Source organism: Mesorhizobium sp. M6A.T.Ce.TU.016.01.1.1, assembly GCF_003997065.1.
In the GTDB taxonomy this organism is placed as follows: Bacteria; Pseudomonadota; Alphaproteobacteria; order Rhizobiales; family Rhizobiaceae; genus Mesorhizobium; species Mesorhizobium mediterraneum.
The window spans coordinates 126,339-149,652 of record NZ_RZTJ01000008.1 but is presented as its reverse complement, the minus strand read 5'-3'; the positions used below and the strand labels follow the sequence as shown (position 1 = coordinate 149,652).

The window sequence follows — 23,314 nt, the reverse complement described above, 5'->3', positions numbered from 1 at the left end:
GATGACCCCGCAAAACACGTCCCTCTCCGGGCTGGGAACCGCACGGCTCGCGGCAAAGGAGGAACGCTATGGCGGTCGTGGCACCGTCGTGGACACCGAGGCGCGATCATGTCCGTGACGTGCAGTGCTCCAGCGACGGTGCTGGCGATCTTCCGATGGTTGTGCGCACACTGCCGGGCGGCTTTCGCCATGGGCTTGGGATCTCGCCTCCGACGTATTTTGCCGGTTTCACCTGCCGAAAAACGGACCCGTCGCCTGCTACAATTGCAGCGAAGCGACCCGAACCGAGCCAAGCCCCGAGTTCGATTGTGCAGCGCCGCAGCCAGCTCGACGCCCCAAGCTCCGCGAGGTTATCGTTTCCGACTGCACCAAGCTCGGGCCGGCTGACACAACCCCTCGACGGGCCGCGAAGTAGCAGGATCTATCACTACTCAGTCAGCCTGCCACTGCGGTGCCCGAGCGCCTGCCTCGCAGCATACATGGTCGGTGAGCGCTTGCCCGGAAGGTTGGCCTCCAGAACAAGCTGTTCGACAAAGCCTTGGTTAATTTCAATCTCCACGCATTGGTCGAGTTTGTCAACGATCCAGACAGCATAACCTGCATCTTCTTTCAATTTGTAGTCGGAGTCATCCTTTGGAATCTCCAATTCCGGGAATTTATTCACTAGCATTATCTTGGGTTTTGGCAGGTCAAATGTATGACCTTCGTAGGCGTAGCCGACAATCAACCCGCAAGAAAGCTCTTTCTCTGGCTTGCTGCCCAGCATATATGTTTGTGCAGTCACAGTCACAACGGCTGTGCCAAATTCCTTTATATCCAATTTAATACTGAAGCTGGCTCTTATCGGTATACTAGGCAAGTTGCCTTGGCCGAGCATTATGCCGCGGCGGACCTTATTCGATGTGGCTTTCTTAAGTACTTCTTTCGCTGCGTTGACTTCCCGTTCGTCGGCGCTAACGTCATGTGCTGTTTGGACATAAATGTTGGTGTTCGAGATTTCGCTGGCCTGTCCGGGAATGGAAATACCAATTTCCGCCTCAATTCCGTAGAGCCTGACCTGCGTTGCATTGTATGCACCGTTGGGGAATGTCAGTGTCGGACGGTGATAGTCGTCACTCATGTCAGTCCTCCTCGCTTTGACAATTCAGTTCATGAAATTTCTCGCCACCTGAAGTTTTCCTCGAACTTAGCGCCCAGCGCTGGCGCGATGCGGCTGCCGGCTTCGGCAATGGCCATCGCGGCATTCTCAAATGTCAGATCGTCCGCATCGAGGCCGGACCAGGCCCGTGCGAGAGCCAGCGCCACGTCGTCCCGCGCGCGGGTGAGCGCGCTCTTGAACAGGAACGGCCTTGCACGGAAGGCCAGCGCTGTGAAATCCGAGATGAGCTGCATGGCGGCCTCGTCGATATCCCTGATGTCGATATCGAGAAGCCGCTCGTCGGCTAGTCCATCACCCACGAGATTTGCGTGGTAAGTGTCTACGATCGTATCGAATACCGCCCCCGTGAAAGGCCGCGACCTGTCATGGATTTCGTCGGAGACTTCAGACATGCGGCGCGAATTGCTGGCGAGGCGAATCTGCCGGTCACCGATCAGTTCGGCGATGCGGTTGAGTTCGTTCAGGACGAGGAGGTTGCCGTTGCTGTGGCGGAGCAGCCGGTCGAGACCGCTGTCGAAATGCAGGAAGGACAGAAGCGACGTTATGTCGGCGCTCGCCTCATGGAACGACGCGAAGTCGCCGGTCTTCAAGCCATTTGCCGGCACTCCAAAAAGGGAAAACAGAATCGCGTGGCCGACCTCATGCGCAATCGTATCGAAGTTGAGGGCATAGGGATAATTTCGACCGTCGGGCGCCCTGTCCACGCCGAGCTCCAGATAACCGTAGCCAGACTGGGCGTTGTTCCAGTCGACCCACGGAATGATCTCCAGCCGCTCATAGGTTTCGGCGAAGTACCAGGTAATCGGCCGCCCAAGGTAGCTTTCCCAGATGTCCAGGACCCGGCTGACTGCCCCGAAGGCGTGTGCCGCCAGGAACTGACGTGAATTCAATGAAATCCGGTCGAAGTGACCGTCGTAGGCGGGTTCCGCCGACGGGAAGACCTCGCCAACGAAGGGCGGCAGATAGGGATACTCGTAAGGTTCCTTGTCGAGGAGCGGATCGCGGACATAGATGCGATGGTCCTCCGGACCGGGGCGTAACCGGCCCGGCGGGGTCGATATCCAGACGGTCTCGGGTGTGCCGTAATTGGCAAGGTGGGGCACCTGCGGAAATAGCAGGAAGCGCGTGCCGACGGAGCGACTTTCATCGTTGGATCGATCGAGCGTTCCTAGTAGCTCAGCCCCTCTCATTTTAATACATTAGCAAAATCTTACGTATTGTAAATTGAGATTGAGAATTCTCGCCCTGATGCTTTCAAATCTCTAACCCGGCTTCGTCGAGATCCTTAAAGAAAGCCGCCGTCAATTGGAAATCTGGCAGGGGTGCAGGCTCCTTGAATAAACCGCGATCCAATAGCCGGAGTGCATCACGCGCATCCTGCTTCTTTTGCTGAACGAAAGCTGCGGCGAGGATCTCCTGATATTTCTCGACAACGAGATCACCTTCGCATGACAAGGCGTCACCGACCATGCGGGCGAGCGTGCGCTCGCGAAAATTGAGAGCTCGCGCGGCGCGCTCCAGGCTGGTTCTGTATTCAGCCGAAATGATGCCTCGACGGCAGGCCCTGCGAACAGTCATGCGAAGATCGATCAGCGCGTGGGTTATGGGCGCGGAGTTTACCCCCCATGGTCCGTGCAGCACGGCCACTGCATCGTCAGGCGCAAACGCAAAACGACGATACCACCGGTAGATGAGCCCCACTCCCTGCATGTATGGAAAGAGTTCGGCAGCGCGAAGAGCCCCCATGCTCGCCGCGCCTATTACCGGAACACCTTTCGCTATTGCCCAAAGGATTTCCTTGTGCCGGACCGCCGGCTCCGACTGAAAGCCGCCGTCGATGATGACTATCGCACTCGGATCAAAATGCTGCACGGCCGCAATGATCGAACCCTGCACAGCCGGCGGAAGGCAGATCGCCTCCACCACTTCCAGCACTTCGCCCTGTGACAGGGTGGGACCGGCAAAGACCAGCTTGGGACGCATTTGCCTAGCCATGCAACAGCGGCGTTAAGGCCGGTATGACGATCCTTACGACTGACAGGTCGCCGAGCGGTCTCGTATCGAGCTGAATCATGTACACTGTATCGATTCCTGCGCCCTCGATCTGTGCGAGAAGAGCGGACATCCTATTTCCGGCGCTGGTGTAATTCTGCCCGGCAATCGCATGGAAATGTACGTCGCGAGGGCCGTCGGACAGGAGGCGTCGGTGCGCCGCAATTTTTTGCCAGTCGGGATATTTTGGATAGGACGCGCGCGTCAGGTCATCACGGGCGCCGGAGATCGCCGTCAGTCGCGACTGCGCCGCCTCGTAGATTGCGTGAACGATCGCGGACGCGGCATCGAAACCTGCAGCCGAGCCCTCTGCCGGATGGTGAAGAATTGCAGTTTCCGGCGGCCGATCCTCCATGAGATGGCACCAGATCACCGGTAGTCCCAGCGGTGAGGGGGCGTGCCAAAGCCCGACCAGCAGGCCTTTGGCTTCCAGGCTTTCGAGAAGGCTCGCAACTGTCGGATCGTCGATCGTTCTCGGGTCAATTCGACGGCGCTGGAAAAAGCCATGGATTCGCTCCGCCCGCGTGAGTGCGTCGCGCTCGATGCATTCCATTATCCCGTGCAGAATAGAGTCCGTTTCCTCGAAGGAGGCCGCCAGGCCGGACGTCGATGAAGCGAAGATTTCCTCGTGGGGCCGCGGCGGGAACACGTAGGCAGTGTGTACAAGCTCGAATGGGACCCAATCCTGCAGACCACCCTTGAGGATATTCTCGGCATGAATCCAAGCTATCTCCCTGCTGCGCCAGCCCGGGTCGACACCTGGCTGGAGATGGGCTTCGAATCTTTCAGGAGGAATATTCAGGGAGTCTGCGGAGGCCGCGATGGGGTCGTAGTGCGCCAAGCGCTCGGCAAAGTAGGACTCTGCGGCCTCGAGAATGGCCGATACCGCAGCTTCGGTTCTGGTCGGCCCCTTGCCTTGCGAAACGGAATTTAAAAGGGAGAAAGGCCTGACCGCCTGAACCACGGGTATGTCGAGCACGTCGAGACCTGTGATGTCTGCAATCCGTGTGATGCCCAAGAGCTCGCGCATCGTCATTAGCCGCATGAGTGCTTCGCGCGGCGGAGGACCCGAGCGCTCGTATCGTTCCAGCATGGAGGCTCCCGATCTCCCAGCCGCGCAGGCTAGTGGCGCAGGCTTGGTTCTAGATTGACGAACAACGCCGCACCTTGCTCGATGGCTGATTTCGCCAGGTCGACGCGACTGCGGTACTGCCGGGATAGTTCCTCTGATACGCCCCATGTCCTGAGCATCTCGTATGCATTGAGCAGGATTGGCACCGCGTTTTGCTCATCGGCGGTAGCCAGGCTTTTGGAGAGCGCGGCAACAACCTCCATGCCTGAGGAACCTCTAAGTAGAAGGAGATGGGCCTTTCGCCGATAGAGTTCGGCGAGCCAAGAAAGACTGCCACCTGCTTCGGCTTCCGCAGCCGCGGAAGAGACAAGCGTAAGGGCCTCGTCAGTCTCGCCTGTCCGGGCCAGAAGTTCCGCCAGCATGCCGTAATAGACAGGATAGTCTTCCGGCGTCTGGAGTTCGCCGTGGATCGCGAGGCCCTCTTTGATCTGGTCCCTGCCTTGCTCTACCCGAGCAGCATTTCCTTCGCACCAGCCTTCGAGAATTTGCGCCAAGGCGGCAAGGGAGGGCAGATGGTGGCGCTTCGTCAATTCGCGGATATCGGCGATGACGCCTCGCAGCGCCGAGAAATCGCGGCGATAGCAATCAAGCATCGCTTCGTTGATGTAGACATGGGCGATACTACCAACATGCGCCGTTTGCATTGCCCAGCGCCTGGCTTCAGCCAACGACCGAACTGCGCTTGCGGCCCGGCCGGTAAACCATTGAGAGAGACCCCTATGCGACAGGCCGCAGACTCTGGCGTCGTGGCCGCCGAACAGAGTGGCATTCCCTGCCCTTTGGCCCGTCCCATAGAGCGCAAGTCCTTCGTCGACCGCCGCGATGCAGTTCTTGTGATGCCCAAGATTGAATTCGATTGCCCAAACGCAGTGTCTGGCCTGAAACTGCACTTCGGGGTCGTCGACATCCCTGAGGTCGGTGAGGACGGCCCGTGCGCGTTCCCCGTCGATGGTGGGGCCGGTGAACCACCAACCCCAGTAGATCGGAAACCACTTCGCACGCTCGGCGAGTGGCCGCCGCCTGGCGATCTCTACCCCGTCCTCGTAAAGTTTGCGGGCCGGCAGCGAGTTTGGACCTTCCGTGGCTGTAAGTATCGGCCCGAGCGGCATCATCGCGGCGAGGCGCAAAACATCCTGCTTGTCCGGCCCTCTCACTCGCTGGCAAAGGGTCATGGCATGGTCGAGAATCTGTCTCGCCTCGGCCATTGCAGAGCGGACGTAACTTTCCCGGCCGGCTGCGATGAACTGATCGATCGCTTCCTCGATAAGGCCAGCGCGTTCAGCATGTTCTGCCAGTTCAGCCGTACCCAGCCACGGGGCCAGATTTCGGTCGCGGCCGACAGCGGAGAAAAGCGACTGATGGAGGGCCTGCCGTCTCCTCCGCAGCAACGCATTGTAGATTGTCTCCCGGATCAGGGCATGACGAAATCCATAGTCGGGCTCGCCGGAAGGCCTGACCCGGATCAGGAATCCCGCCTCGATGAGGGTGTCCAGTGCATTCCCGATCGTCTCGTCACTGTATTCCGGCAACAGCTTCTGGAGCAATTCCAGATTGAAACGATTGCCGGCGACGGCGGCCGCTCGTGCCACATCCTTTGCAGGGCCCAGGGCTTCCAGCCTGGCTTGAAGGATGCCTTCAAACACCGATATTCGGCTCGATGAGCCGGCCGGCGCAAGGCGATCCGTTATGGAGGCTGCATTCTCGGCGATCCATTGGCAGATTTCCTCGATGAAAAGAGGCACGCCCCCGGTTACCTCCTCCACCATGCTAATGAGTTCCGAATGCGCGGCTGACCCGATTTCCGGCCGCATAGCCATGATCGCCTGTCGCGTTTCCTCGCGATCGAGCGGCTTCAGAGTAATATGCGGCAAGTCCCGGAACCCTAAATAAGTCCCAGGTCGCGCAGTCATTATGAGAAGCACGGGCACCCTATGGATGAAGAGTGCAAGTTCCGCCAGCAATTGCCTCGACGTGAGGTCGATCCAATGTATGTCTTCGACAACCAGGATGAGTGGTCCGTGTTCGCATATGGCTTCTATGCTTCTGCGAACTGCCCAGGCGGCTTTCTCCCGGATGACCTTGAGATCAGCCTCCTTCAGACCGGGATTCGACCCTTCAGCCCCAAGTAGAAACGAGAAGATGTCGACCACTTCGTCATCGTGAACGCTTTGATTTGCGAAGACCTGCGCTACGTCTGAAGTCTCCAGCCGACCCTCTTTGCCAGCCAGGTCACTCCGAACATTTTGCAGCAGAGGATAAAGGGCCGAGTGGGAGCCGCCGGGCTGACATTGAAAAAGCAGCAATTTTGCCCGCTGAAAGCGTGTCCTCTTGCGGACTTCATAAAGCAGGCGAGACTTGCCGATACCGGCCTCACCCTGAACTAAAATGGCGCCGCCCTTGCCGGCGACGGCATCATGCCAACATGCGGCGATGGTGGCCAGTTCGTCCCCACGGCCTATAAACGTATTGTTCAAGCGCCCGAAGGCGAAGAAGCGGTCAACGTCCCGCTTGTGGCTGATGGCACGCCAAATCCGCTCCGGCTCCGCGAAACCCTTAATAACGTGAATGCCACGAAAACTGAAAACGTGGGACCGCCGCGCCAGATTTCGGGTCTCATCGGACACCAATATTGCATCCGGCTGAGCCATAGCCTGGAGCCGCGTCGCCATGGCCAAAGCAGGGCCGGTGACGCTGGCATGCGCCGGGTCACCGCCGTCCCCGTGAACGAGGGTCATGGATGTGGCAATCCCGACCCGAACATGTAGGTCCGTATGGTCTTTCTCCAGCCCGACCCGCTTGCACGCTTCAATGATTTCGAGTCCTGCCCGGATCGCTTGCGAAGCCGCGTCCTTTGCCTCCATCTCTGCTGGAAAAAGTGCGACACCGCCGTCGCCGGCCTCGCTGTCGACAACGCCCGAGCACGAAGAGATTGCCTGTCTTGCCGCACGCCGAAAGGCCGACATCAGTTCTTCATAGTCCTCGATATCCAGAACTGCGAGCAGGTCGGTTGATCCGACCAGATCATAACAGAGAGCTGTCATAACGCGCCGCTCGCTGCGAACGTCGGACACACTACCGTCGACCTTGCTCAGAACGCCCTTGGCAAGGGCCACGATTGGAGGCTCTACTCGACCCTTTTCCGACATGCTACAGTGCCTTGGCTGGCGGAGTGGGAGCGATACTATCAAATGCGCTAATATTCACCAGAGCGCTCGGACGACCCTCATCATAAGCGATACTTCGGATGATGTGCGGCACGCTCCCTGACGCCGGTTAGCCTGATGGCATCTTCTCGAACGTCTTCAACCCGGTTTCCATCGTGTCCCAGGGGAGGGCCCGGATACCGTAAGTCACCACGGTCGGATTGAACCGGCCCGGATCGTCAAGGCTTGCTGCATGGACCGTGATCGGGTCCGGCATGGCGGTGTACGTCAGGTAGACAGGGGTTCCGCAGACCGGGCAGAAGGAATGGATTTTCACATTCGCGTTGTCCGCCGCGACACGCCACTCCGTCGTCGTGCCGGTGATCGTCACGTCCGCTCGCGACGAAAACGTCAGATAGGATCCATGACCGGTGCCGCTTCTTTTCTGGCAATCACGGCAGTGGCAGTGGTTCTCGAAGATGGGGGTTGCCTTAGCCTCGTAGCGAACCGCGCCGCACGCGCATCCGCCGGTGTAGAGAGTGCTCATGTGCTCGGCTCCCTGTTTCGCGGTCAGGCCGCCCGTTCGGACGCGCGCGGCTTCGCGAAGACATCGATCGCTTGACCCGTTTCGAGGAAGGATTTCAGGCTGGAGAGGACGATCGGCCAGCCGCGCTTGATGCCGTTCGCCATCCCGCTGGCGGCTTCGAGCTCGTCATGGGTGACGGTCAGCCGGACCATGGCCTCGTAGTCCTCGACCTCGAAGGTCACCCGGCTGTAGCTCGCCGGATCGGACGCCTGCGAAGCGTTTGCCCAGGTGATGACGAGACGGGTCGGCGCGGAGACCTCGATGACTTTGCCGACGAGCTCGATGCTCCGCTCATCATTGGCGCGGATATGCTCCCAGCTCGAACCGGGCTTCCAGTCAGAGACGTTCTCGTGGCCCCAGTAGCGCCGTGCGAGGTCTGGTTTCGTTATGGCCTCAAACACCTTTCCCGGCGTCGAAACGATATAGTAAGTAAAGCTGATCGCTTCCTTGGTCATTGCTAGGCTCCTTTTTGTTTCACGAGCATAGGTAGATGAGGGAACCGCGATCGTGTGAGTGACAATCGTGTCGCGAATGGCTTCTGATATGACAGAAGGTTGATGCATGATGCGCTGGCACCTTGCTCATGGACGGCATCTCGATCTTGGCGCGAGATCGTTGCTGATGGGGATTTTGAACGTCACGCCCGACAGTTTTTCCGACGGGGGAGAATTCGATCGGCCGGAGCGGGCGATCCAGCAGGCGCGGCGCATGATCGGCGAGGGTGCGGCGATCATCGATGTCGGCGGCGAGTCCACCCGGCCCGGCGCCGGGGCCGTTTCGGCGCGCGAGGAACAATCGCGCATCCTGCCGGTCGTCGAGGCGCTGTCGTCCGACGGCGGCAGCCTGGTTTCGGTCGACACCTATCGGGCCGAGACGGCGCGTCTGGCGGTCGCGGCGGGCGCACATATCGTCAACGACGTGCATGGCCTGCAGCGCGAACCCGACATCGCGCATGTCGCGGCGGAAACCGGCGCCGGCCTCGTCATCATGCACACCGGGCGCGGCCGTGAAAAACTGGCGGATGTGATCGCCGACCAGTTCCTGTTCCTGAACAGATCGCTGGAGATCGCGCGCCATGCCGGCATCCCGGATGATCGGATCGTGCTGGACCCGGGCTTCGCCTTCGCCAAGGATGGAGAGGAAAACCTTGAGCTCATGGCTCGCTTCGGCGAATTGCGCGCTCTCGGTTTTCCATTGCTGGTCGGCACGTCACGCAAGCGTCTTGCCCGTCACCTGGTCGGCGGAACTGACGAGGGGCGCGACGTCGGCACAGCGGCGACAAGCGTCATCCTGCGGTTGAAGGGCGCTTCGATCTTTCGCGTGCACAATGTCGCGGTCAACCGCGATGCGCTGGCTTTCGCCGACGCGGTGCGCGAGCGCGAGACCGCGGAATAGAAGAGCGCGTCAGGCGGGCTCGGTCACGACGCCGATCCGCCGGTAGACGAATTGTTCGTCCTTCGAAGGAACTGCCGCAGCACGCTGGGCTTCGTCGATCAGCATTGCCATGCGCGCATGGATCGGCGATTTCGCGCAAGCCGGGTCCGTCGCGGCGGCATCGCCGGCGATCGCCATCGCCTGGCAGCGGCAGCCGCCCCAGTCGATTTCACGCCGTTCGCAGCTGCGGCAGGGCTGCTGCATCCAGTCGGTGCCGCGAAAGGCATTGAATGCTGGCGAATCGGTCCAGATATCGGCCAGGCTGCGCGGTCCAAAACGCTCGAAGCTGAGCGACGGGATGGTCTGTGCGGCATGGCATGGCAGCACGGTGCCGTCCGGCGTCACCATGAAGGCGTCTCGCGCCCAGCCGCCCATGCACGGCTTGGGATAGATGGCGAAATAATCCGGCGGGACGAAATCGATGTTCATGATGCCGGTCAGCCGTTCGCGTGCCGCCGCGACGATCTCCGCCTGCCGTTCAACTGCATCACGCTCAGGCATCAGTTGATCGCGATTGGTCAGCGCCCAGCCGGCATACTGCACGTTGGCGATCTCGAGCCGCTCCGCGCCCAGCGAAAGCGCCAGATCGATGAATTCCGGCACCTCCTCGATGTTGTGGCGATGGATCGGCGCGTTGATGGTAAGCGGCAGGCCGGCCGCGCGAGCCCGGCGCGCCGTCTCCAGCTTCTTTTCGTGGCCGCCCTTGTGGTTGCCGATACGGTCGGTGGTCGCGGGCCGTGCGCCTTGAAAGCTCAATTGCAGATGGTCGAGCCCGGCTTCGGCAAACGCCTCGATGCGGCCTTCGGCAATGCCGACGCCGGCGGTGATCAGGTTGGTGTAGACCCCGCGCGCCGAAAGCCCGGCGATCAATTGCTCGAGGTCGCGACGCAGCGTCGGTTCACCGCCGGACAGATGCACCTGGAGAACGCCGAGATCGGCCGCCTGCAAGAACAGGTCGAGCCAGGTCTGTGTGTCGAGTTCGCGATTGGCCTTCAGCAATTCGAGCGGATTGGAGCAATAAGGGCATTGCAGCGGGCAGCGATGCGTCAGTTCCGCCAGCATGCCGATCGGAGGGAGAAGGGGCTCGCTCATAGCTTCACCAGCAGCTTGTCCGACCATTCCTGCAGGAAGGCGACGACGTCGGCGGCCACGGCCTCCTGTTCGGCGTCATAATCCGCGGCAAGGTCGGCAATGATGTGGCCGACCGTGGACCGTCCATCACAGCGGCGCAATATGTCGAGGCTGATGTCGTTCGGCCAAAATATTTTTTCGGGCGAAAGCACGGCGAACGCCTGCCGCACCGGGTCGTACTGTATGCGCACGTGCTGCGGCAGCGATGGCACCGACTGCGGCGACACAATGGCTCTTTCGCGCAGCGCCATCATAGGGCTGCCTCCGGACGGAAGGCGCCGGGCGGTATGTTTCCCGGCTCGCCATAGGCGTGTTGAAGCGCGTCGAGCATGGCCCACAGTATATCGCATTTGAACACCAATGCATCGATCGCCTGCTGCTGGCGTTCCACCGTGTCGGCGTGGCCGAGCACGTAGGCGAGGGCGAAGTCGGCGTCGCGCGAGGCCTGTTCGGGCCGCCGGCTGAAATAGGCCAGCGTATCCTCGGTGATGTAATCGTATTTGGCCAGCATCGCCGGAACCCGCTCGCCGATGATGAGCGGCGAGAACATCTCGGTCAGCGACGAGGCGACCGCCTCGAACAGCGTCCGATTCGTGCAAAAGGAGAGGTAAGCGCCGACCGCGAAACGTGTCGCCGGCAACGCCAGCCTTTCGCTCTTCACCGCGTCGGCATCGAGACCGAGCGAGGTCGCCAGATGCAGCCAGCGCGCAATGCCGCCGCTCCAGCCGTCCTCGCCGTCGTGGTCTTCGATGCGTTTGCGCCAGGCGGCGCGAAACGCCGGATCCTCGGCGTGTGCGAGGATCATGGCATCCTTGCGCGGGATGACAGCCTGATAGCAATAGCGGTTCAGCGCCCACGCCTGCATCTCGGTCCTCGACAGCGCACCGCTGGTCATCCTGTGATGGAAAGGGTGGCGGTTGTGATAGCGCTCGGCACCGACCTGACGCAGCACGGCTTCGAGCTGGCTGGAGGACAGGCCGTTCCTGGCCGCGTCGTGGAAATCGCTCAAAATTCCATCTCCATCCCGTCGCGCGCGACTTCCCAGCCAGCCGCTTTGACTGCTGCGTGTTCGGCGGAATTCTCGTCCAGAACAGGGTTGGTGTTGTTGATGTGGACGAAGACACGGCGTCCGATCCTCACATCGGCCAAGCCGGCGATCGAGCCCGCGTCTCCCGACATTGCCAGATGCCCCATGCGCGCACCGGTTTTTTGACCGACGCCGGCAGCAATCATCTCGTCGTCCATGTAGACCGTGCCGTCGAACAGAAGGCAGGCGGCATTGGCTAGGCGCGCGCGCAGGGTAGCATCGATGCGCGCGCAGCCCGGTATATAGAAGACGGAGCCGCGACTGCCGGCGCCAGCGATACGGACGCCGATCGTGTCGCCGGCGTCGGAGCTGAAATTGGCGTCCGGCCGGCTTCTTTCCTCGAGATAGAGCGCTATCTTCCCGGGCACGGGAAAGCTCTCGACGGCCACGCCGGTGTCATGGCCGTCTGCATCGCAGATCGCCAATTCTTCCGCCGGCGGCAAGGTGCGTCGCGGCACGAGCGCCGGGTCGAGAACATTGAAAATCGAATTCGCCTCCAGCGTCGCCAGAACCTGTGTCGTTGCATAGATGGCGAAGGGCTGCCGCTCACGCAGGCTGAGCAGGCCGGCGACATGATCGACATCGGCATTGGTCAGCACCACCGCACGGATAGGCGTCGAACGCAGCGGCGCATCGAGCGCGGGCTGCAATTCGGGCGTTTGCGCAATCTGTTGGCGAATATCGGGCGAGGCGTTGAAGAGAACCCAGCCGGCCCCGTCCGCTGACGCGGCGATGCTTGATTGGGTTCGCGAATGCACGCCAGCCACCCCGCTGCGAGCCGCGCGGCTCAGGCGATAGTTGCAATTCCATTGCGGAAAGCCGCCACCTGCCGCCGAGCCGATGATCTTCAAGCGCATTGCAATGCCCGCTCTGCGGCTTGTTCAACCAGCAACAAATTTTCGACCGCGAATAGCTTCGCGCCCGCATCGAACGCGTCTACGCCTTCCACGAAGATCTCGCGCGGCAAGAAAGTGCGTGTCCCCGTTGCCAGGGACACGCACCTCTGCGGCCTACTTCTTGGGAGGAATTTCAGCAGGCAGATACCGCGAAATTTCGAAGCCCGCAGCGACTTGGCACATGGTCGGTTTTGTCCAGCTCTTCTTCATGGCATTTCTCCTCTTCTACCAGCCCGAAGGGGCCGATCCTTTTCTCAGTCAACCATTGCTGGGCACCATTGCAATGGCTCGTCCATCAGCTCTCAAAATGGACAAATGAAACGGTAGGTTCTGAAAAATCGAAAAACAAGACGTTCGAAAATAACAATGCTCATGCTTCAATTGCTGATCACGTAAGGCTTCTTCTCCTCCAGCGGAAGGTTTGCACGCTCCCATCCATCGGCGCCGAGCGGATACCAGATCACCGAACTGTAGCCCCATTCGACGGCCCGTTTCGCGGCATTCCAGGACATCCAGCAATTCGTCATGCAATAGAACAGGAGAGCGCGCGACTTGTCGGCACCGGCTTCGGCCGCGAGGCCTTGGCGAAAATAGCTGGCGGTCTCCTCGGAGATAGCGCCGTAACCGACGTTGGCCAGCCAGATGCTGCCTGGGATGTCCTTTCTGATCGCCTCTCTCCAAATCGTTCCTGCCGGCAAATTGGCCGGCTTCGGCGTGTTCGGCATGACGTCGAAGAACACCGCCTTCTTCTCCCGCCACAGCGCCTCCGCCTCTGCCGTCGTCACCACGCTTGCGCCTTGCAGCGTCTGCGGCACCGGCGCCCGATATTCGTCCATCCGGTAGCCGCCGGGCTCGGCGATATCGCCAGCCCACATCGGTTCGGTCAGACTGAGAAGGCCCGCAGCGACCAGCAAAATCGTCTCCTTTCCCTTCATAGCGGCATCGTCATTGCGTGATCGGATTATCGTGTTCGTCGATCAGCGGCACATTGTAGTCCAGCAGGATCCTGTTGATCTCCGCCTGATTTTCCCTGATCACCCGGTTGAGCGTCCGCTTCCATTCCTGGTCGGATGGACGCACGCCCATGGTGATACGATAGGACATGCGCGAGCCGGTTTTTTCCTTCACCAGCGGAACGATCGTGAGATCGACGCCGAGTTCCTTGGCATAGTATCCTGCCATCGGTCCCCAAATGACCGCCGCGTCGATCTTGCCGGCGAGCATGTCCTTGATCATGACCTCTCCCATGGAAGGGGTGAGGCGCGTATCCACCGCCAGCGGATAGATTTTTGCCGTTCGCAAGAGCTTGTTGGCAGCCATGTTGGCAGTCGGTGGCGTGCTTTCGACGACACCGATCTTCTTGCCGGTGAGTTTCGGATCCTCGATCGTCTCGACACCTTCCATGCCGTTGCCCTTCGGGTGCACCAGCACATAGGAGGAGCGATAGTAGGCGTTGGTGTTCTGCACCAGTTCGTCGCCCTGGGCATAGCCCATGATGATGTCGCATCGGTTGGCGACCAGCGTGTTGCGCACGAAGCCGGCGACAACGGGAAACCATGTGTAGGCGACGGACTTCCGACCGGTTTTAGCTGCAACCAGTTCGGCCAGCTTGTTTTCGAAGCCTTCGCCGCTCTTGTCGGTGAAAGGCATGTTCGAAGGATCGGCGCAGACGCGCAGAATATCGGGGTCGACCAGTTCTCCTGCGGCACCAAGGCCGGCGTCCTGCGCCTTGGCGTTCGAAGGCAGCAAGGCGAGTGCGCCGAGGATCGACAGGACAAAGCGCAGCTTCAACGCATCGCGGCCAATCATATCATCCACCCATACAGGATGCTTCGGCATCCTTCGCTGCTTGTGGCTTGTCTGCTTTCTTTGGCGGCCTGCCGCGGGGCGCCGCACCGTCGGCGCGGGCGCGGAGATAAACGTAGAGATCGTCCATGTAGCAATAGACGTTCTTGTTGTCGCCAAAGGCAGGCATGACATTCTCCTTGCCGCCGCCGACATTCTTGCGGCCTTCGGCGACTATCGAGAGGAACGTGCCGTAATCCATGGTTTTCAGGCTGTTGACCAGGGCCGGCGCATAGCTCGAACCGGTGCCGTCCGGTCCGTGACAGACATGGCAATCGGAGTGATAGCGGCGATAACCGCTGAACGTGTACCAATCCACGGTTCCGTTTTCGATCTTGTAGGTCGGGTTTCCTTCCGCGTCGAAATGTTTGCCGGCCTCTTCCGTCACCGCCTTGGCTTTTTCCGCGCTGTCCTCGGCCTGCGCGAGACTTGAGCTTGCCAGAGGCAGCAGAGCCAGGGCGAGGGCGGAAATTACAATGCGAACGGACATTCAGTATCTTCCTTCATTTGCCACGGACACGGGCTTTTCTGTCGTGAAGCGGCACTGATCGATGTTTTGGGGCGCGGCGAAATCGAGAGCCCGGTCCTGGCTTCCCGGTGATCCGGGCTCTCGCTTTTCAAGCCTTGGTCTTTTCACAAGACCCGAGGCGTGTGCCTAAGGTTCCCGTGTGTCAGTCCGGGAGACCGAAGACGGTGAGCTGGCCGCCCAGCGTCGTGTAGTCGGCCAGTGCTGCGTAGCCACCGACCGCTCCCAGACCAGCAGTCCCAACGACCGCAGTCTCGTCGCCTTGCTCACGGCCCTGATCGACGGCGCCATGCCAGGCAGCGGCGTTTTCGGGCGAAAGCAGTCCACCTGCCAGACCGATACCGGCCCATCCGCCGACGCCGGACAGAACGGCGATGTACTGCTTGCCGCCATGCTCGTAGGCCGTGATGTTGCCGATGATGCCGGACGGGGTCTTGAACTTGTAGAGTTCATTCCCGTCATGATCGACCGCCTTGATGTAGCCCTCGAGCGTGCCGTAGAAGACGACGTCGCCGTCGGTTGCCAGCGCGCCCGACCACACCGAGAACTTCTCGGGCTTCGACCAGACGATCTCGCCCTTGGCAGCATCCCAGGCAATGAAGTTGCCCATGTGGTCGGCTCCAGGGGGAGGATACATCGACACGGTGGCGCCCACGTAAGGCTGACCGGCAGTGTAGCTCACCTTATAAGGCTCATAGTCCATGCAGACATGGTTTGTCGGCACGTAGAACAGGCCGGTCTTCGGCGAATAGGCCGCCGGTTGCTGGTCCTTGGTTCCAAGCGCCGCCGGGCAGATGCCCGTCGTGTTGGTGTCTTCGCCGTTCGCCTGGGTCGAATATTTGGCCACGACCTGCGGGCGGCCATACTGGTCGCTGCTGGGGTCCATGTTGACTTCCGTCGCCCAGTTCACTGCCGGATCGTATTTCTTGGCGACGAGAAGTTCGCCACTGGCGCGATCCATGGTGTAGGCAAAGCCATTGCGGTCGAAATGCACCAGCACGTCGCGCTTGGCGCCGCCGACCTCCATGCCATCGACGAGAATCATCTCGTTGATGCCGTCAAAGTCCCATTCGTCATGCGGGGTCATCTGGTAGAGCCATTTGGCAACACCAGTATCCGCATCGCGAGCCATGATTGTCATGGACCAGCGATTGTCGCCTGGGCGCTGGACCGGGTTCCATGTCGAGGGATTGCCGGTACCATAGTAAACCAGGTTCAGCTTGGGATCATAGGAATACCATCCCCATGTCGTGCCGCCGCCTGTCTTCCACTGCTCGCCTTCCCAGGTGTTCGTGCCGGAATCCTTTCCGACAGGTTTGCCGAGATGGGTGGTCTTCTCGGGATCGATCAGGGTGTCTGCGTCCGGACCTTCCGAATAGGCTTTCCAGGCGAGCTTGCCATCTGCCAGATTGTAGGCGGCCAACCAGCCGCGAACGCCGAATTCAGCGCCGGAGACGCCGACCAGCACCTTGTCCTTGACGACTACGGGTGCTGACGTGCCGGATTCGCCCTTTCCGCCGTCGGTCTGCTCGCCGTTCTTGACTGACCAGACGACCTTGCCGGTCTTGGCATCGAGCGCCACGACGGTGGTGTCGGCCTGGTTTAGAATGATCTTGCCGTCACCATAGGCGACGCCACGATTGACCGTGTCGCAGCACATGATCCCAATAACATTGGGGTCTTGCTTGGGCTCGTATTTCCAGAGGATCTTTCCGTCATTGTTGAGATCGAGAGCATAGACGGTGTTCGGGAACGGCGCGTGGACATACATCACATCGCCGATAATCAGCGGCCCGCCTTCATGGCCGCGCAGCACGCCAGTGGAGAAGCTCCACTTGACCTGCAGGTTCTTCACGTTGTCCTTGGTGATCTGGTTAAGTTTGGAAAAGCGGGTGTTGGCGTAGTCACCCGTCTGCATCACCCAGTCCTTGGGGTTTTCGGCCATTTTCATTAGTTCTTCATTGGCCGACGTCATGTGGACCGCGCCGAACGACATGAGCGCCGCGGTCGTTAGTAGGTAGGCAGTTTTCGCAAATACACGCATCAAAGTCCTCCCAGGGTTCACAATGACGAATCGTCCGTTGAGCCCACGAGGGCTTGCCCAAGCGATTCATGTGGGGGAAGTATTTCCGGCAGCGTGTCACGACCTAAGCCGAATGAGCAGAGGGCACCGTTACTGCCCATCCCACTTGGCCTACGAAAGACTGTCGCCGCTCCCTAATGACGGTGACGCCCTTGAAGCCGGAAACAGGATGAAGCTATGTCATCCCCAAGCGGAAGGCAAGAAAAATCACTTCCGTCTATGTTGCACTGCAATATAGAGAAATAGATATGAAAAAACTCATACAGAAAGCTATTGATCGACTGTGAATGAGGCTGGATTTATATAAGTTACCCAATTTTGCGTATTTTTTGGACGGAATGTATTAAGTTTTATTTATGAATATTCATTGGATCGTGTGAAATTAAGTATGCGCGTGTCGCTCGGGGTGCCGATAGTGGAGGAGACATGAAATGAAGGTCGGCACCGGGATTCGGAGGGGGTGATCGTGTCGTCGAGGAGGCCTTTTGCCGGCCGGCACGGCCCTGCTCCTTTGGTACTATACGGCCTGCATGAGAACTTGACTGGCGTGGTGGCACGAGGCCAACTGGTGCTGTGATCCGTCTCGATCCATCGGGCTCGATCTGTCACGTCCGGGCCAAACGGAGGGTTCCCCATGCTCAGATATGTCGGCTTTTCGACCTTGCCGCTGTTGCTTACATCGGCCCTGGCCTTCGCCAATCCGGCCGGCGCCGCCGGCGATTATCCGACGGTGACGGTTGTCGACTATGTGCTCGGCTGCATGCAGACGAATGGCCAGACACGTCGGGCGCTGGAGAGCTGTTCCTGCTCGATCGACGTCATCGCCTCGATCCTTCCGTTCGAGGATTATGAAAGGGCCGAGACCTTCAAGAGCATGTCCCTGACGACAGGGGAGCGTTCGGGACTGTTTCGCGAAAGCGCGCCGGCAAAAGCCGCGAGCACGGAACTGAAGCGCGCGCAGGCGGAAGCCGACGTGCGCTGCTTTTAAACAAACGCGTTGCGCACGCGGCTTCAGAGCCCCGTAGCCTCCAGTGGCCATTGATTGCGAAATACCTTGCCATCCGTATCGATCGCTTCGACCTGGATTTGGCCATTGCCGTGCGCCGTGAAATCGATTCGGAAATTGGGATCTTCCGAAATCGATATTCCACCTTCCATCGAGAGAATCGGCCGGTCTGCCTGCGAGATCGATAGTTTCTGAACAAAATGCGCGGGGATGAAATACTGGGTCAGCGGATTGCGCTGCAGGCCCGAATTGTTCGGGTGCCGGATCATCAACTGCAATTCCTGTGCCTTTGTCATCGTCTCTTGAGGCGGGAATTGGCGCAGCTTCATCTGCCCCATCGTCGCCAGCGCCTCGTCCTGGTTCTTGACCGCCGGGGCCGAGCATCCGCCTGACGCCTTGACGAAGGTCTGAGCCATGTGAAGCTCGCCGCCCTGCGTCTCTGCTATGGCACGGAGATAGGAATAGTCGTTGACGCGCACGCGCGTCGACAGATGCGTCACGCCGGCGTCCTTGCCGATCTGGAACGTCGCCGCCACCGGCGCCGGATTGACATCGATGATCAAGGTGACGGATTTGATGCCGTCGGGCGCCTTGGCGAGGTCGATATAGATGTCGACGGGCACGATGGCGGCATCCTGCGCCCGCTTCGGCGCCTCGATCCTGACGACGCCGCTATCGACCAGAATTGCCCGATTGCCGAACACGTCGCCTTTTAGATCCTGCCAGATTCTGTCCGAAGATGCGGTTGTTTGCTGCGCGTTGGCGACTCCGGAGGAACCAACGAGCGTGCCGACGGCCAGTATGATCGCGGCGAAGATGGCTGCGAACGGCAAGGCGAGCTGCCGGCGCCGGTAAGCGTGGTTCTGCATTTCGATGCCTCCACCAATTTCAGAGAGGTGGTGCCCAGGCTGATGTCGAGGATAAGCCCTTGACGATGCGTTGGCAAATCGATCGACCTCGTCCACGTCCAGCGCTTGTCGTGCGGGCTATTCCCATTCGAGTTCGGCAAAGGCGGCCGTTGCATTGCGCTCGTTATAGTCGTCGAACAGATGCCAATTGCCCCGTTCGCTTGCGCCGGCGGTCTTGACTGCCTCGCTGAGCGGTATGCCGTCGGCGATCGCCTTGCGAATGTCGCCCGCCAGAACCTCGAAATAGCGCTGCTCCGCCGTCAGCGCCTCCGGCCAGTCGGCCGGCACCGGGCCATGACCCGGCACGACGCGCGCGGCGCCGATCGCGGCGAGCGCATCCATCTGACGGAGCCAGCCGAGCAGCGATCCGTCGAGCGTCGGCAAGGAACCGACGAAAACGAGATCGCCGGCAAACAGGGTGCGGGTCGCGCTGTCGAAGACGGTGAGGTCATTGTCGGTGTGAGCCGCCTTCCACGCCCGCAATTCGAGCATGCGCCCACCGAGGTCGAGCTGCAGGCGATCATCGACCAGCATCGTCGGCGGTATGATCTCGACCCCTTTCATGAGCGCGTCGCCGATCTGTTGGCGAAAGCTTTGCAGGTAGAACGCGCCGCGCGCCTCGAGCGCGCGCGGCAGATTGTGATGGCCGACGATGGTCGCGCCGATCTCCAGGAATGCCGCGTTGCCGAAGATGTGGTCGGGGTGCATGTGGGTGTTGATCAGGTAGCGAACCGGCTTGGTGCTTATCTTGCCGATCGCGGCGATGAGGGCGTTCGCCTCGACCAGGCTGCCGCCGCTGTCGATGACGGCAACGGCATCGGTGCCGACGACGACGCCCAGGTTCGAGATCGCACCCTGGTTGCCGGCGTTCATCAATTCATCCACGCCCTGGAACGCGAAGACGCCGTCGGAGACTTTACTGAGCTTGAATTCAAGGCCGCCGGCGGCGAGAGCAGCCCGCCCGAGGCAACAGGGCAGCATCGCGGCACTGACTGCGGTGCAGGCGAAGCCGCTCACAAGTTTGCGTCGTACCCTGTCGATCGGCATGGCTTCCCCCGATATGCATTCGAGCTGCAAGGCGATCAGGCCACGCCCGGAAATTTTTGGTGGAACGACCGCAAAAGGTCGCTCATCACCTGTGGATTGCGATAGTGCCGCGGCAGCCTTACGTCGAACATGCCGAGCACATGGGCTGGCCGCTGCGCAAGCACGATGATGCGATCCGACAGCATCAGGGCCTCGCGGAGATTGTGCGTGACCATCAGGGCGGTCGTAGGCCGCGCCGACCACACGGTCAAAAGCAGGTGCCGAAGCCGCTCGGCGGTCCGTTCGTCGAGCGAGGCAAAGGGTTCGTCCAGGAAAAGCACCGCCGGTTCGGTGGCGAAGGCCCTGGCAAGGGCGGCCCGGCGCGCAAGGCCAAGCGAAAGCTCCGCCGGATAGAGCGAGCGCATGCCGGCGAGGCCGAGCGTGTCGAACAGCCCGTCGAGATCCTTCGTTCTCAGGCTTTTCGGCAGCGCCAGCCTGACATTCTGCTCCACTGTCCGCCACGGCAGCAAGATCGGCTCCTGGAATACGGCGGCAATCCGGTTGGAGCCGCCTTCAGGCAGTTGGAAGGAGCCGGAAAAGTCTTTGTCCAATCCAAGCAGGATGCGCAGCGTCGTGGTCTTGCCGCAGCCCGACGGCCCCAGCAAGCAGGCGAATTCGCCTTGCCGGACCTCGAAGGAAAGGTCCTGGAGCGCTGTGATCGAGACGCCTTGCGCGGACCTGAAGGTCTTTTCGGCGATATCGACCCTAAGCGGGACGACGGCGCCAACGGGTTGCATGTCGTTCAACGGGCTGCACCACAAGAAGTTCGATGACAAGCATCACCGCCACGAAAGCCAGCGTGTAGGCAAGAATGGCGGCGACGTCGAAGAGCTGGAAATAGAGATAGATCTGGAAGCCGACGCCATTGGAGCGGCCGAGCAGTTCGACCACCAGGACGATCTTCCAGATAAGGGCGATGCCGGATCGTGAGGCGGCGGCAAGATAGGGCTGCAACTGCGGCAGCAGGACATGGCGGATGCGGTCGAGAAGACCGAAGCGGTAGACAGCGGCCATTTCGGCGTAGTTCGGGTCAAGCGCCCTGGCGCCTTCGCGCATCGTCACCACCACATTCGGGATCTTGTTGACGGAAACCGCGCCAATCGCCGCCGCTTCGTTGAGGCCGAACCAGATATAGGCGAGCACGATGACCACCAGCGCGGGAATGTTGAGAAACAGGATCACCCAGGGACTGAAGAATCGGTCTGCGCTGCGGTAGCTGCCGAGGAGAACGCCGATGACCGAGCCGACGACCATGGCGATGACGTATGCCGCGGCAACCCGGCCGAGTGTCGCGCCGAGATGGTAGAAAAGGTCGCCGCTCGCCGCTTCTGCGAGCAGCACCTGCCAGACCTGTCCCGGCCCTGGAAAGGCACGGCTCGGCCAGGCATTTGCCGCAAAACCCCACAGCAGGCAAAGCCCGAGCAGCGAGACCGCGACCGTCAGCATGGGTGTCAACGCCGTTGCAAGGCTGGATTGGCTGCCGGCCGCAGCACCAGGCGTGCGATCGCCAGTGTCGGGTGCGGTCATTTCAGGGGTTCCTGCCAGAACGTGCCGGGCGCCATTTCGGGCGCGCGGCCGACCAGCTTTTCGCCGCCGATCTCGGCCAGCACGCGGTAGAGCTTGCCTGCGTCGGCCGCATCCTCGGCGACGGGGCGTCTGGGAATGCCTTCGCGATAGCGGTCACGCAGTTTGGCCAATTCCTTGCCTTGCGCGCGGATAATCGGCGCAAGGCGCAGCCACTCATCGTCGGATCTGGCCAGCAAGTCCTTGGACTGCGCAGAGGCCTTGATGAAGCCCCGGGCGGTGGCCAGATTTTCGCTCGCCCATTTGTCATGAAAGACATAGCCGAGCGCTGACACGGCGCCCGAGGCCCCGAGCGCTTTCGCCGCATCATCCGCGCCGATCAGCCGACGAAAGCCATTGGCCTCGAGCCGGGCGCAAAAATGCCAGAAATTGAGCACCGCATCGAGCTCGACTTGCATCGCCTTTTCCGAAATCAGCGGCGGCGCGCCAAAGACGATGTCGCTGGTTGCCGGCAGGTCGAGGCCGTGATCGCGTCTGGCCAGTGCCTGGATCAGCAGCCAGCTTTTATCGAGAGGCCCGCCGGCGACGCCGATCTTTTTTCCCTTGAGATCGGTGATCGTCCGGATCGGCGATTGCTCCTTCACCATGATCGCGCCGACGGCAGTCGAATAGGGGACCAATGTGAGGTCGACGCCTTCCGAGCGCTGGCGCGAGACCCACAACCAGTCGGAGACGATCATGTCGATCGCGCCGGCCAGAATCGCGACGTTGGTTGCATCCTCGCCGGCGAAATCGACGATCTCCACATCGATGCCGTTGGCTGCATCGAACTTGTGCTGCTTCATGGTGTCAAGCGCCCAGCTCACGGTGCCGAACTTCAGCACGCCGATGCGAACCTTGCCCATGGCGAAGGAGGGGGTCGTGGCGAAGGAGGGCCTTGAGACAAGCGCCGCGGCTGTTCCAAGAGCTGCCAGACGGAGCGTTCCTCGACGCGAAATCATCATGATGCCTCCTCCCGGGCCAGGATAAGCCGGGCGCCGATCAGATCGCACGGTCCTTGCTCGGCGAAGCGCATTTCCAGCGCTTGACCTTGAGGGTCGGGTGTTCCTGCGACCATTTCGCGATTTCGCTGGGCGCCAGCATCATACATTGGAACAGAGAGCCACGGCTCTCGAAATAGAGATGTTCGTCTCGGCAGTTGCCCGGATTGGCAATCAGGCAAACCGTTAGTATGAGGTCGACCATATCCATTCAGCACCTCTTGCGCGCTTGAAGACGCCCGCTTCGGCGAGATCCGGCTCGATCTGCGAGCCTGGACAAAATCGCCAACTGCCGGAGTCCCGAGGTGCCCATGGAAAACCGGAATGGTTTTAGGCTACGCGTTCGCCCAATGGCCGTCAATAAAGGCGAATGGACGGGGCGCCGAAGCCTGAAACAAAAAAACCCGCCTCGGCGGCGGGTCGTTGGCGCAAATCAGCACCATGAATAAATTCCTAGCATAGCTGCCGTCACAAAGCAATGAAAATACGAGGGCAATCGCTTCAGGTTGCACTCCTCTTGCCCAGTCTTCCAGCGTTGGTGGTTGGCGAAAGCCGAAGCGGCGTCCAATCTCCCACCTTGCGGGGGAGATAGGCAGCTTCGCTGACCGCGCCACGATCGGCAATTGGTCTGAAGCGATTGCCCTGAACTTCAGTATGGTTGACATCCCTCGTCTGC

The 23,314-nt window shown here is 60.5% G+C and carries 25 protein-coding genes; 3 read left to right on the top strand and 22 right to left on the bottom strand.

Going from position 1 to position 23,314, the window contains the following annotated elements:
* Window positions 1-427: 427 nt before the first annotated feature.
* The 7 genes from EOC94_RS17255 to EOC94_RS17225 form a co-directional block, all read right to left on the bottom strand.
* Complete coding sequence (locus tag EOC94_RS17255; protein ID WP_126105389.1) at window positions 428-1,120, bottom strand: hypothetical protein; 693 nt, start codon at window positions 1,118-1,120, stop codon at window positions 428-430.
* A gap of 29 nt (window positions 1,121-1,149) precedes the next feature.
* Window positions 1,150-2,262, bottom strand: a complete 1,113-nt coding sequence (locus EOC94_RS17250) for a hypothetical protein (RefSeq protein WP_245457954.1) — start codon at window positions 2,260-2,262, stop codon at window positions 1,150-1,152.
* Between the two features lie 151 nt (window positions 2,263-2,413).
* Entirely contained in the window at window positions 2,414-3,142 is a 729-nt protein-coding gene (locus EOC94_RS17245) for a TfuA-like protein (RefSeq protein ID WP_185928261.1), read from the bottom strand.
* Between the two features lie 4 nt (window positions 3,143-3,146).
* Window positions 3,147-4,304 (bottom strand): YcaO-like family protein, encoded by a 1,158-nt coding sequence (locus EOC94_RS17240; protein ID WP_164897531.1) that lies wholly within the window; start codon window positions 4,302-4,304, stop codon window positions 3,147-3,149.
* 29 nt (window positions 4,305-4,333) lie between these two features.
* Entirely contained in the window at window positions 4,334-7,456 is a 3,123-nt protein-coding gene (locus tag EOC94_RS17235) for an AAA family ATPase (protein ID WP_185928260.1), read from the bottom strand.
* Window positions 7,457-7,616: 160 nt separating this feature from the next.
* On the bottom strand, window positions 7,617-8,033 hold the full coding sequence (locus tag EOC94_RS17230; RefSeq protein ID WP_127292031.1) for a GFA family protein: 417 nt from the start codon (window positions 8,031-8,033) through the stop codon (window positions 7,617-7,619).
* A gap of 23 nt (window positions 8,034-8,056) precedes the next feature.
* Window positions 8,057-8,527: an SRPBCC family protein gene (locus EOC94_RS17225; RefSeq protein ID WP_127292028.1), complete on the bottom strand. Its 471-nt coding sequence runs from the start codon at window positions 8,525-8,527 to the stop codon at window positions 8,057-8,059.
* Between the two features lie 106 nt (window positions 8,528-8,633).
* On the opposite strand from EOC94_RS17225, the gene folP reads away from it, so the two are divergent.
* Window positions 8,634-9,467, top strand: coding sequence for a dihydropteroate synthase (gene folP / locus EOC94_RS17220; protein WP_127292026.1), 834 nt, complete (start codon window positions 8,634-8,636; stop codon window positions 9,465-9,467).
* Window positions 9,468-9,476: 9 nt separating this feature from the next.
* Here folP and pqqE read toward each other — a convergent pair whose 3' ends face one another.
* The 4 genes from pqqE to pqqB are packed head-to-tail and all read right to left on the bottom strand — an operon-like array spanning window position 9,477 to window position 12,581.
* Window positions 9,477-10,598 (bottom strand): pyrroloquinoline quinone biosynthesis protein PqqE, encoded by a 1,122-nt coding sequence (pqqE, locus tag EOC94_RS17215; RefSeq protein ID WP_127205139.1) that lies wholly within the window; start codon window positions 10,596-10,598, stop codon window positions 9,477-9,479.
* On the bottom strand, window positions 10,595-10,891 hold the full coding sequence (gene pqqD, locus EOC94_RS17210) for a pyrroloquinoline quinone biosynthesis peptide chaperone PqqD (RefSeq protein WP_127292023.1): 297 nt from the start codon (window positions 10,889-10,891) through the stop codon (window positions 10,595-10,597). The genes pqqE and pqqD overlap by 4 nt, the downstream gene beginning before the upstream one ends.
* Window positions 10,888-11,646, bottom strand: coding sequence for a pyrroloquinoline-quinone synthase PqqC (pqqC, locus tag EOC94_RS17205; protein WP_127292021.1), 759 nt, complete (start codon window positions 11,644-11,646; stop codon window positions 10,888-10,890). The genes pqqD and pqqC overlap by 4 nt, the downstream gene beginning before the upstream one ends.
* On the bottom strand, window positions 11,643-12,581 hold the full coding sequence (gene pqqB / locus EOC94_RS17200) for a pyrroloquinoline quinone biosynthesis protein PqqB (RefSeq protein ID WP_127292018.1): 939 nt from the start codon (window positions 12,579-12,581) through the stop codon (window positions 11,643-11,645). Before pqqB ends, pqqC begins: the two co-directional genes overlap by 4 nt.
* Before the next feature lie 220 nt (window positions 12,582-12,801).
* Between pqqB and EOC94_RS34125 the strand changes: the two genes are divergently transcribed.
* A complete protein-coding gene (locus EOC94_RS34125) occupies window positions 12,802-12,939 on the top strand; it encodes a hypothetical protein (protein WP_164547143.1) in 138 nt (45 codons plus the stop codon).
* Window positions 12,940-12,997: 58 nt separating this feature from the next.
* Here EOC94_RS34125 and EOC94_RS17190 read toward each other — a convergent pair whose 3' ends face one another.
* From EOC94_RS17190 to EOC94_RS17175, 4 genes are all read right to left on the bottom strand, one after another.
* Window positions 12,998-13,555 carry a PQQ-dependent catabolism-associated CXXCW motif protein gene (locus EOC94_RS17190; protein ID WP_127292016.1) on the bottom strand — a complete coding sequence of 186 codons (558 nt, stop codon included), beginning with the start codon at window positions 13,553-13,555 and terminating at the stop codon, window positions 12,998-13,000.
* Between the two features lie 10 nt (window positions 13,556-13,565).
* On the bottom strand, window positions 13,566-14,429 hold the full coding sequence (locus EOC94_RS17185; RefSeq protein ID WP_185928268.1) for a quinoprotein dehydrogenase-associated putative ABC transporter substrate-binding protein: 864 nt from the start codon (window positions 14,427-14,429) through the stop codon (window positions 13,566-13,568).
* Between the two features lies 1 nt (window position 14,430).
* Window positions 14,431-14,955 (bottom strand): c-type cytochrome, methanol metabolism-related, encoded by a 525-nt coding sequence (locus EOC94_RS17180; protein WP_127292010.1) that lies wholly within the window; start codon window positions 14,953-14,955, stop codon window positions 14,431-14,433.
* A gap of 181 nt (window positions 14,956-15,136) precedes the next feature.
* Window positions 15,137-17,035, bottom strand: a complete 1,899-nt coding sequence (locus EOC94_RS17175; protein ID WP_095488999.1) for a methanol/ethanol family PQQ-dependent dehydrogenase — start codon at window positions 17,033-17,035, stop codon at window positions 15,137-15,139.
* 673 nt (window positions 17,036-17,708) lie between these two features.
* Here EOC94_RS17175 and EOC94_RS17170 point away from each other — a divergent pair.
* Entirely contained in the window at window positions 17,709-18,062 is a 354-nt protein-coding gene (locus EOC94_RS17170; protein ID WP_095489000.1) for a hypothetical protein, read from the top strand.
* Window positions 18,063-18,085: 23 nt separating this feature from the next.
* On the opposite strand, the gene EOC94_RS17165 is transcribed toward EOC94_RS17170, so the two are convergent.
* The 7 genes from EOC94_RS17165 to EOC94_RS17135 all read right to left on the bottom strand — a co-directional run bounded on the left by EOC94_RS17165 (window position 18,086) and on the right by EOC94_RS17135 (window position 23,303).
* A complete protein-coding gene (locus tag EOC94_RS17165; RefSeq protein ID WP_127292007.1) occupies window positions 18,086-18,949 on the bottom strand; it encodes a quinoprotein dehydrogenase-associated SoxYZ-like carrier in 864 nt (287 codons plus the stop codon).
* 117 nt (window positions 18,950-19,066) lie between these two features.
* Complete coding sequence (locus EOC94_RS17160) at window positions 19,067-20,035, bottom strand: quinoprotein relay system zinc metallohydrolase 2 (protein ID WP_127292004.1); 969 nt, start codon at window positions 20,033-20,035, stop codon at window positions 19,067-19,069.
* 35 nt (window positions 20,036-20,070) lie between these two features.
* Window positions 20,071-20,811, bottom strand: coding sequence for an ATP-binding cassette domain-containing protein (locus EOC94_RS17155; protein ID WP_127292171.1), 741 nt, complete (start codon window positions 20,809-20,811; stop codon window positions 20,071-20,073).
* Entirely contained in the window at window positions 20,780-21,601 is an 822-nt protein-coding gene (locus EOC94_RS17150; protein ID WP_127292001.1) for an ABC transporter permease, read from the bottom strand. Before EOC94_RS17150 ends, EOC94_RS17155 begins: the two co-directional genes overlap by 32 nt.
* Window positions 21,598-22,602 (bottom strand): ABC transporter substrate-binding protein, encoded by a 1,005-nt coding sequence (locus tag EOC94_RS17145; protein ID WP_127291997.1) that lies wholly within the window; start codon window positions 22,600-22,602, stop codon window positions 21,598-21,600. Before EOC94_RS17145 ends, EOC94_RS17150 begins: the two co-directional genes overlap by 4 nt.
* Before the next feature lie 37 nt (window positions 22,603-22,639).
* Window positions 22,640-22,849, bottom strand: a complete 210-nt coding sequence (locus tag EOC94_RS17140) for a hypothetical protein (RefSeq protein WP_095489006.1) — start codon at window positions 22,847-22,849, stop codon at window positions 22,640-22,642.
* Between the two features lie 124 nt (window positions 22,850-22,973).
* Window positions 22,974-23,303, bottom strand: a complete 330-nt coding sequence (locus EOC94_RS17135) for a hypothetical protein (RefSeq protein WP_126105409.1) — start codon at window positions 23,301-23,303, stop codon at window positions 22,974-22,976.
* Between the last annotated feature and the right edge of the window lie 11 nt (window positions 23,304-23,314).

What these genes read in the sequence shown, in the direction of transcription:
- EOC94_RS17160 (WP_127292004.1), bottom strand. Translation starts at nt 20,035, where the DNA reads ATGCCGATCGACAGGGTACGACGCAAACTTGTGAGCGGCTTCGCCTGC.
- pqqD (WP_127292023.1), bottom strand. Translation starts at nt 10,891, where the DNA reads ATGATGGCGCTGCGCGAAAGAGCCATTGTGTCGCCGCAGTCGGTGCCA.
- EOC94_RS17170 (WP_095489000.1), top strand. Translation starts at nt 17,709, where the DNA reads ATGCTCAGATATGTCGGCTTTTCGACCTTGCCGCTGTTGCTTACATCG.
- EOC94_RS17145 (WP_127291997.1), bottom strand. Translation starts at nt 22,602, where the DNA reads ATGATGATTTCGCGTCGAGGAACGCTCCGTCTGGCAGCTCTTGGAACA.
- EOC94_RS17140 (WP_095489006.1), bottom strand. Translation starts at nt 22,849, where the DNA reads ATGGATATGGTCGACCTCATACTAACGGTTTGCCTGATTGCCAATCCG.
- EOC94_RS17185 (WP_185928268.1), bottom strand. Translation starts at nt 14,429, where the DNA reads ATGATTGGCCGCGATGCGTTGAAGCTGCGCTTTGTCCTGTCGATCCTC.
- EOC94_RS17155 (WP_127292171.1), bottom strand. Translation starts at nt 20,811, where the DNA reads ATGCAACCCGTTGGCGCCGTCGTCCCGCTTAGGGTCGATATCGCCGAA.
- EOC94_RS17245 (WP_185928261.1), bottom strand. Translation starts at nt 3,142, where the DNA reads ATGCGTCCCAAGCTGGTCTTTGCCGGTCCCACCCTGTCACAGGGCGAA.
- EOC94_RS17175 (WP_095488999.1), bottom strand. Translation starts at nt 17,035, where the DNA reads ATGCGTGTATTTGCGAAAACTGCCTACCTACTAACGACCGCGGCGCTC.
- folP (WP_127292026.1), top strand. Translation starts at nt 8,634, where the DNA reads ATGATGCGCTGGCACCTTGCTCATGGACGGCATCTCGATCTTGGCGCG.
- EOC94_RS17150 (WP_127292001.1), bottom strand. Translation starts at nt 21,601, where the DNA reads ATGACCGCACCCGACACTGGCGATCGCACGCCTGGTGCTGCGGCCGGC.
- EOC94_RS17180 (WP_127292010.1), bottom strand. Translation starts at nt 14,955, where the DNA reads ATGTCCGTTCGCATTGTAATTTCCGCCCTCGCCCTGGCTCTGCTGCCT.
- EOC94_RS17255 (WP_126105389.1), bottom strand. Translation starts at nt 1,120, where the DNA reads ATGAGTGACGACTATCACCGTCCGACACTGACATTCCCCAACGGTGCA.
- EOC94_RS17135 (WP_126105409.1), bottom strand. Translation starts at nt 23,303, where the DNA reads ATGTCAACCATACTGAAGTTCAGGGCAATCGCTTCAGACCAATTGCCG.
- pqqB (WP_127292018.1), bottom strand. Translation starts at nt 12,581, where the DNA reads ATGCGCTTGAAGATCATCGGCTCGGCGGCAGGTGGCGGCTTTCCGCAA.
- EOC94_RS17230 (WP_127292031.1), bottom strand. Translation starts at nt 8,033, where the DNA reads ATGAGCACTCTCTACACCGGCGGATGCGCGTGCGGCGCGGTTCGCTAC.
- pqqE (WP_127205139.1), bottom strand. Translation starts at nt 10,598, where the DNA reads ATGAGCGAGCCCCTTCTCCCTCCGATCGGCATGCTGGCGGAACTGACG.
- EOC94_RS17225 (WP_127292028.1), bottom strand. Translation starts at nt 8,527, where the DNA reads ATGACCAAGGAAGCGATCAGCTTTACTTACTATATCGTTTCGACGCCG.
- EOC94_RS17190 (WP_127292016.1), bottom strand. Translation starts at nt 13,555, where the DNA reads ATGAAGGGAAAGGAGACGATTTTGCTGGTCGCTGCGGGCCTTCTCAGT.
- EOC94_RS17240 (WP_164897531.1), bottom strand. Translation starts at nt 4,304, where the DNA reads ATGCTGGAACGATACGAGCGCTCGGGTCCTCCGCCGCGCGAAGCACTC.
- EOC94_RS17165 (WP_127292007.1), bottom strand. Translation starts at nt 18,949, where the DNA reads ATGCAGAACCACGCTTACCGGCGCCGGCAGCTCGCCTTGCCGTTCGCA.
- EOC94_RS34125 (WP_164547143.1), top strand. Translation starts at nt 12,802, where the DNA reads ATGGTCGGTTTTGTCCAGCTCTTCTTCATGGCATTTCTCCTCTTCTAC.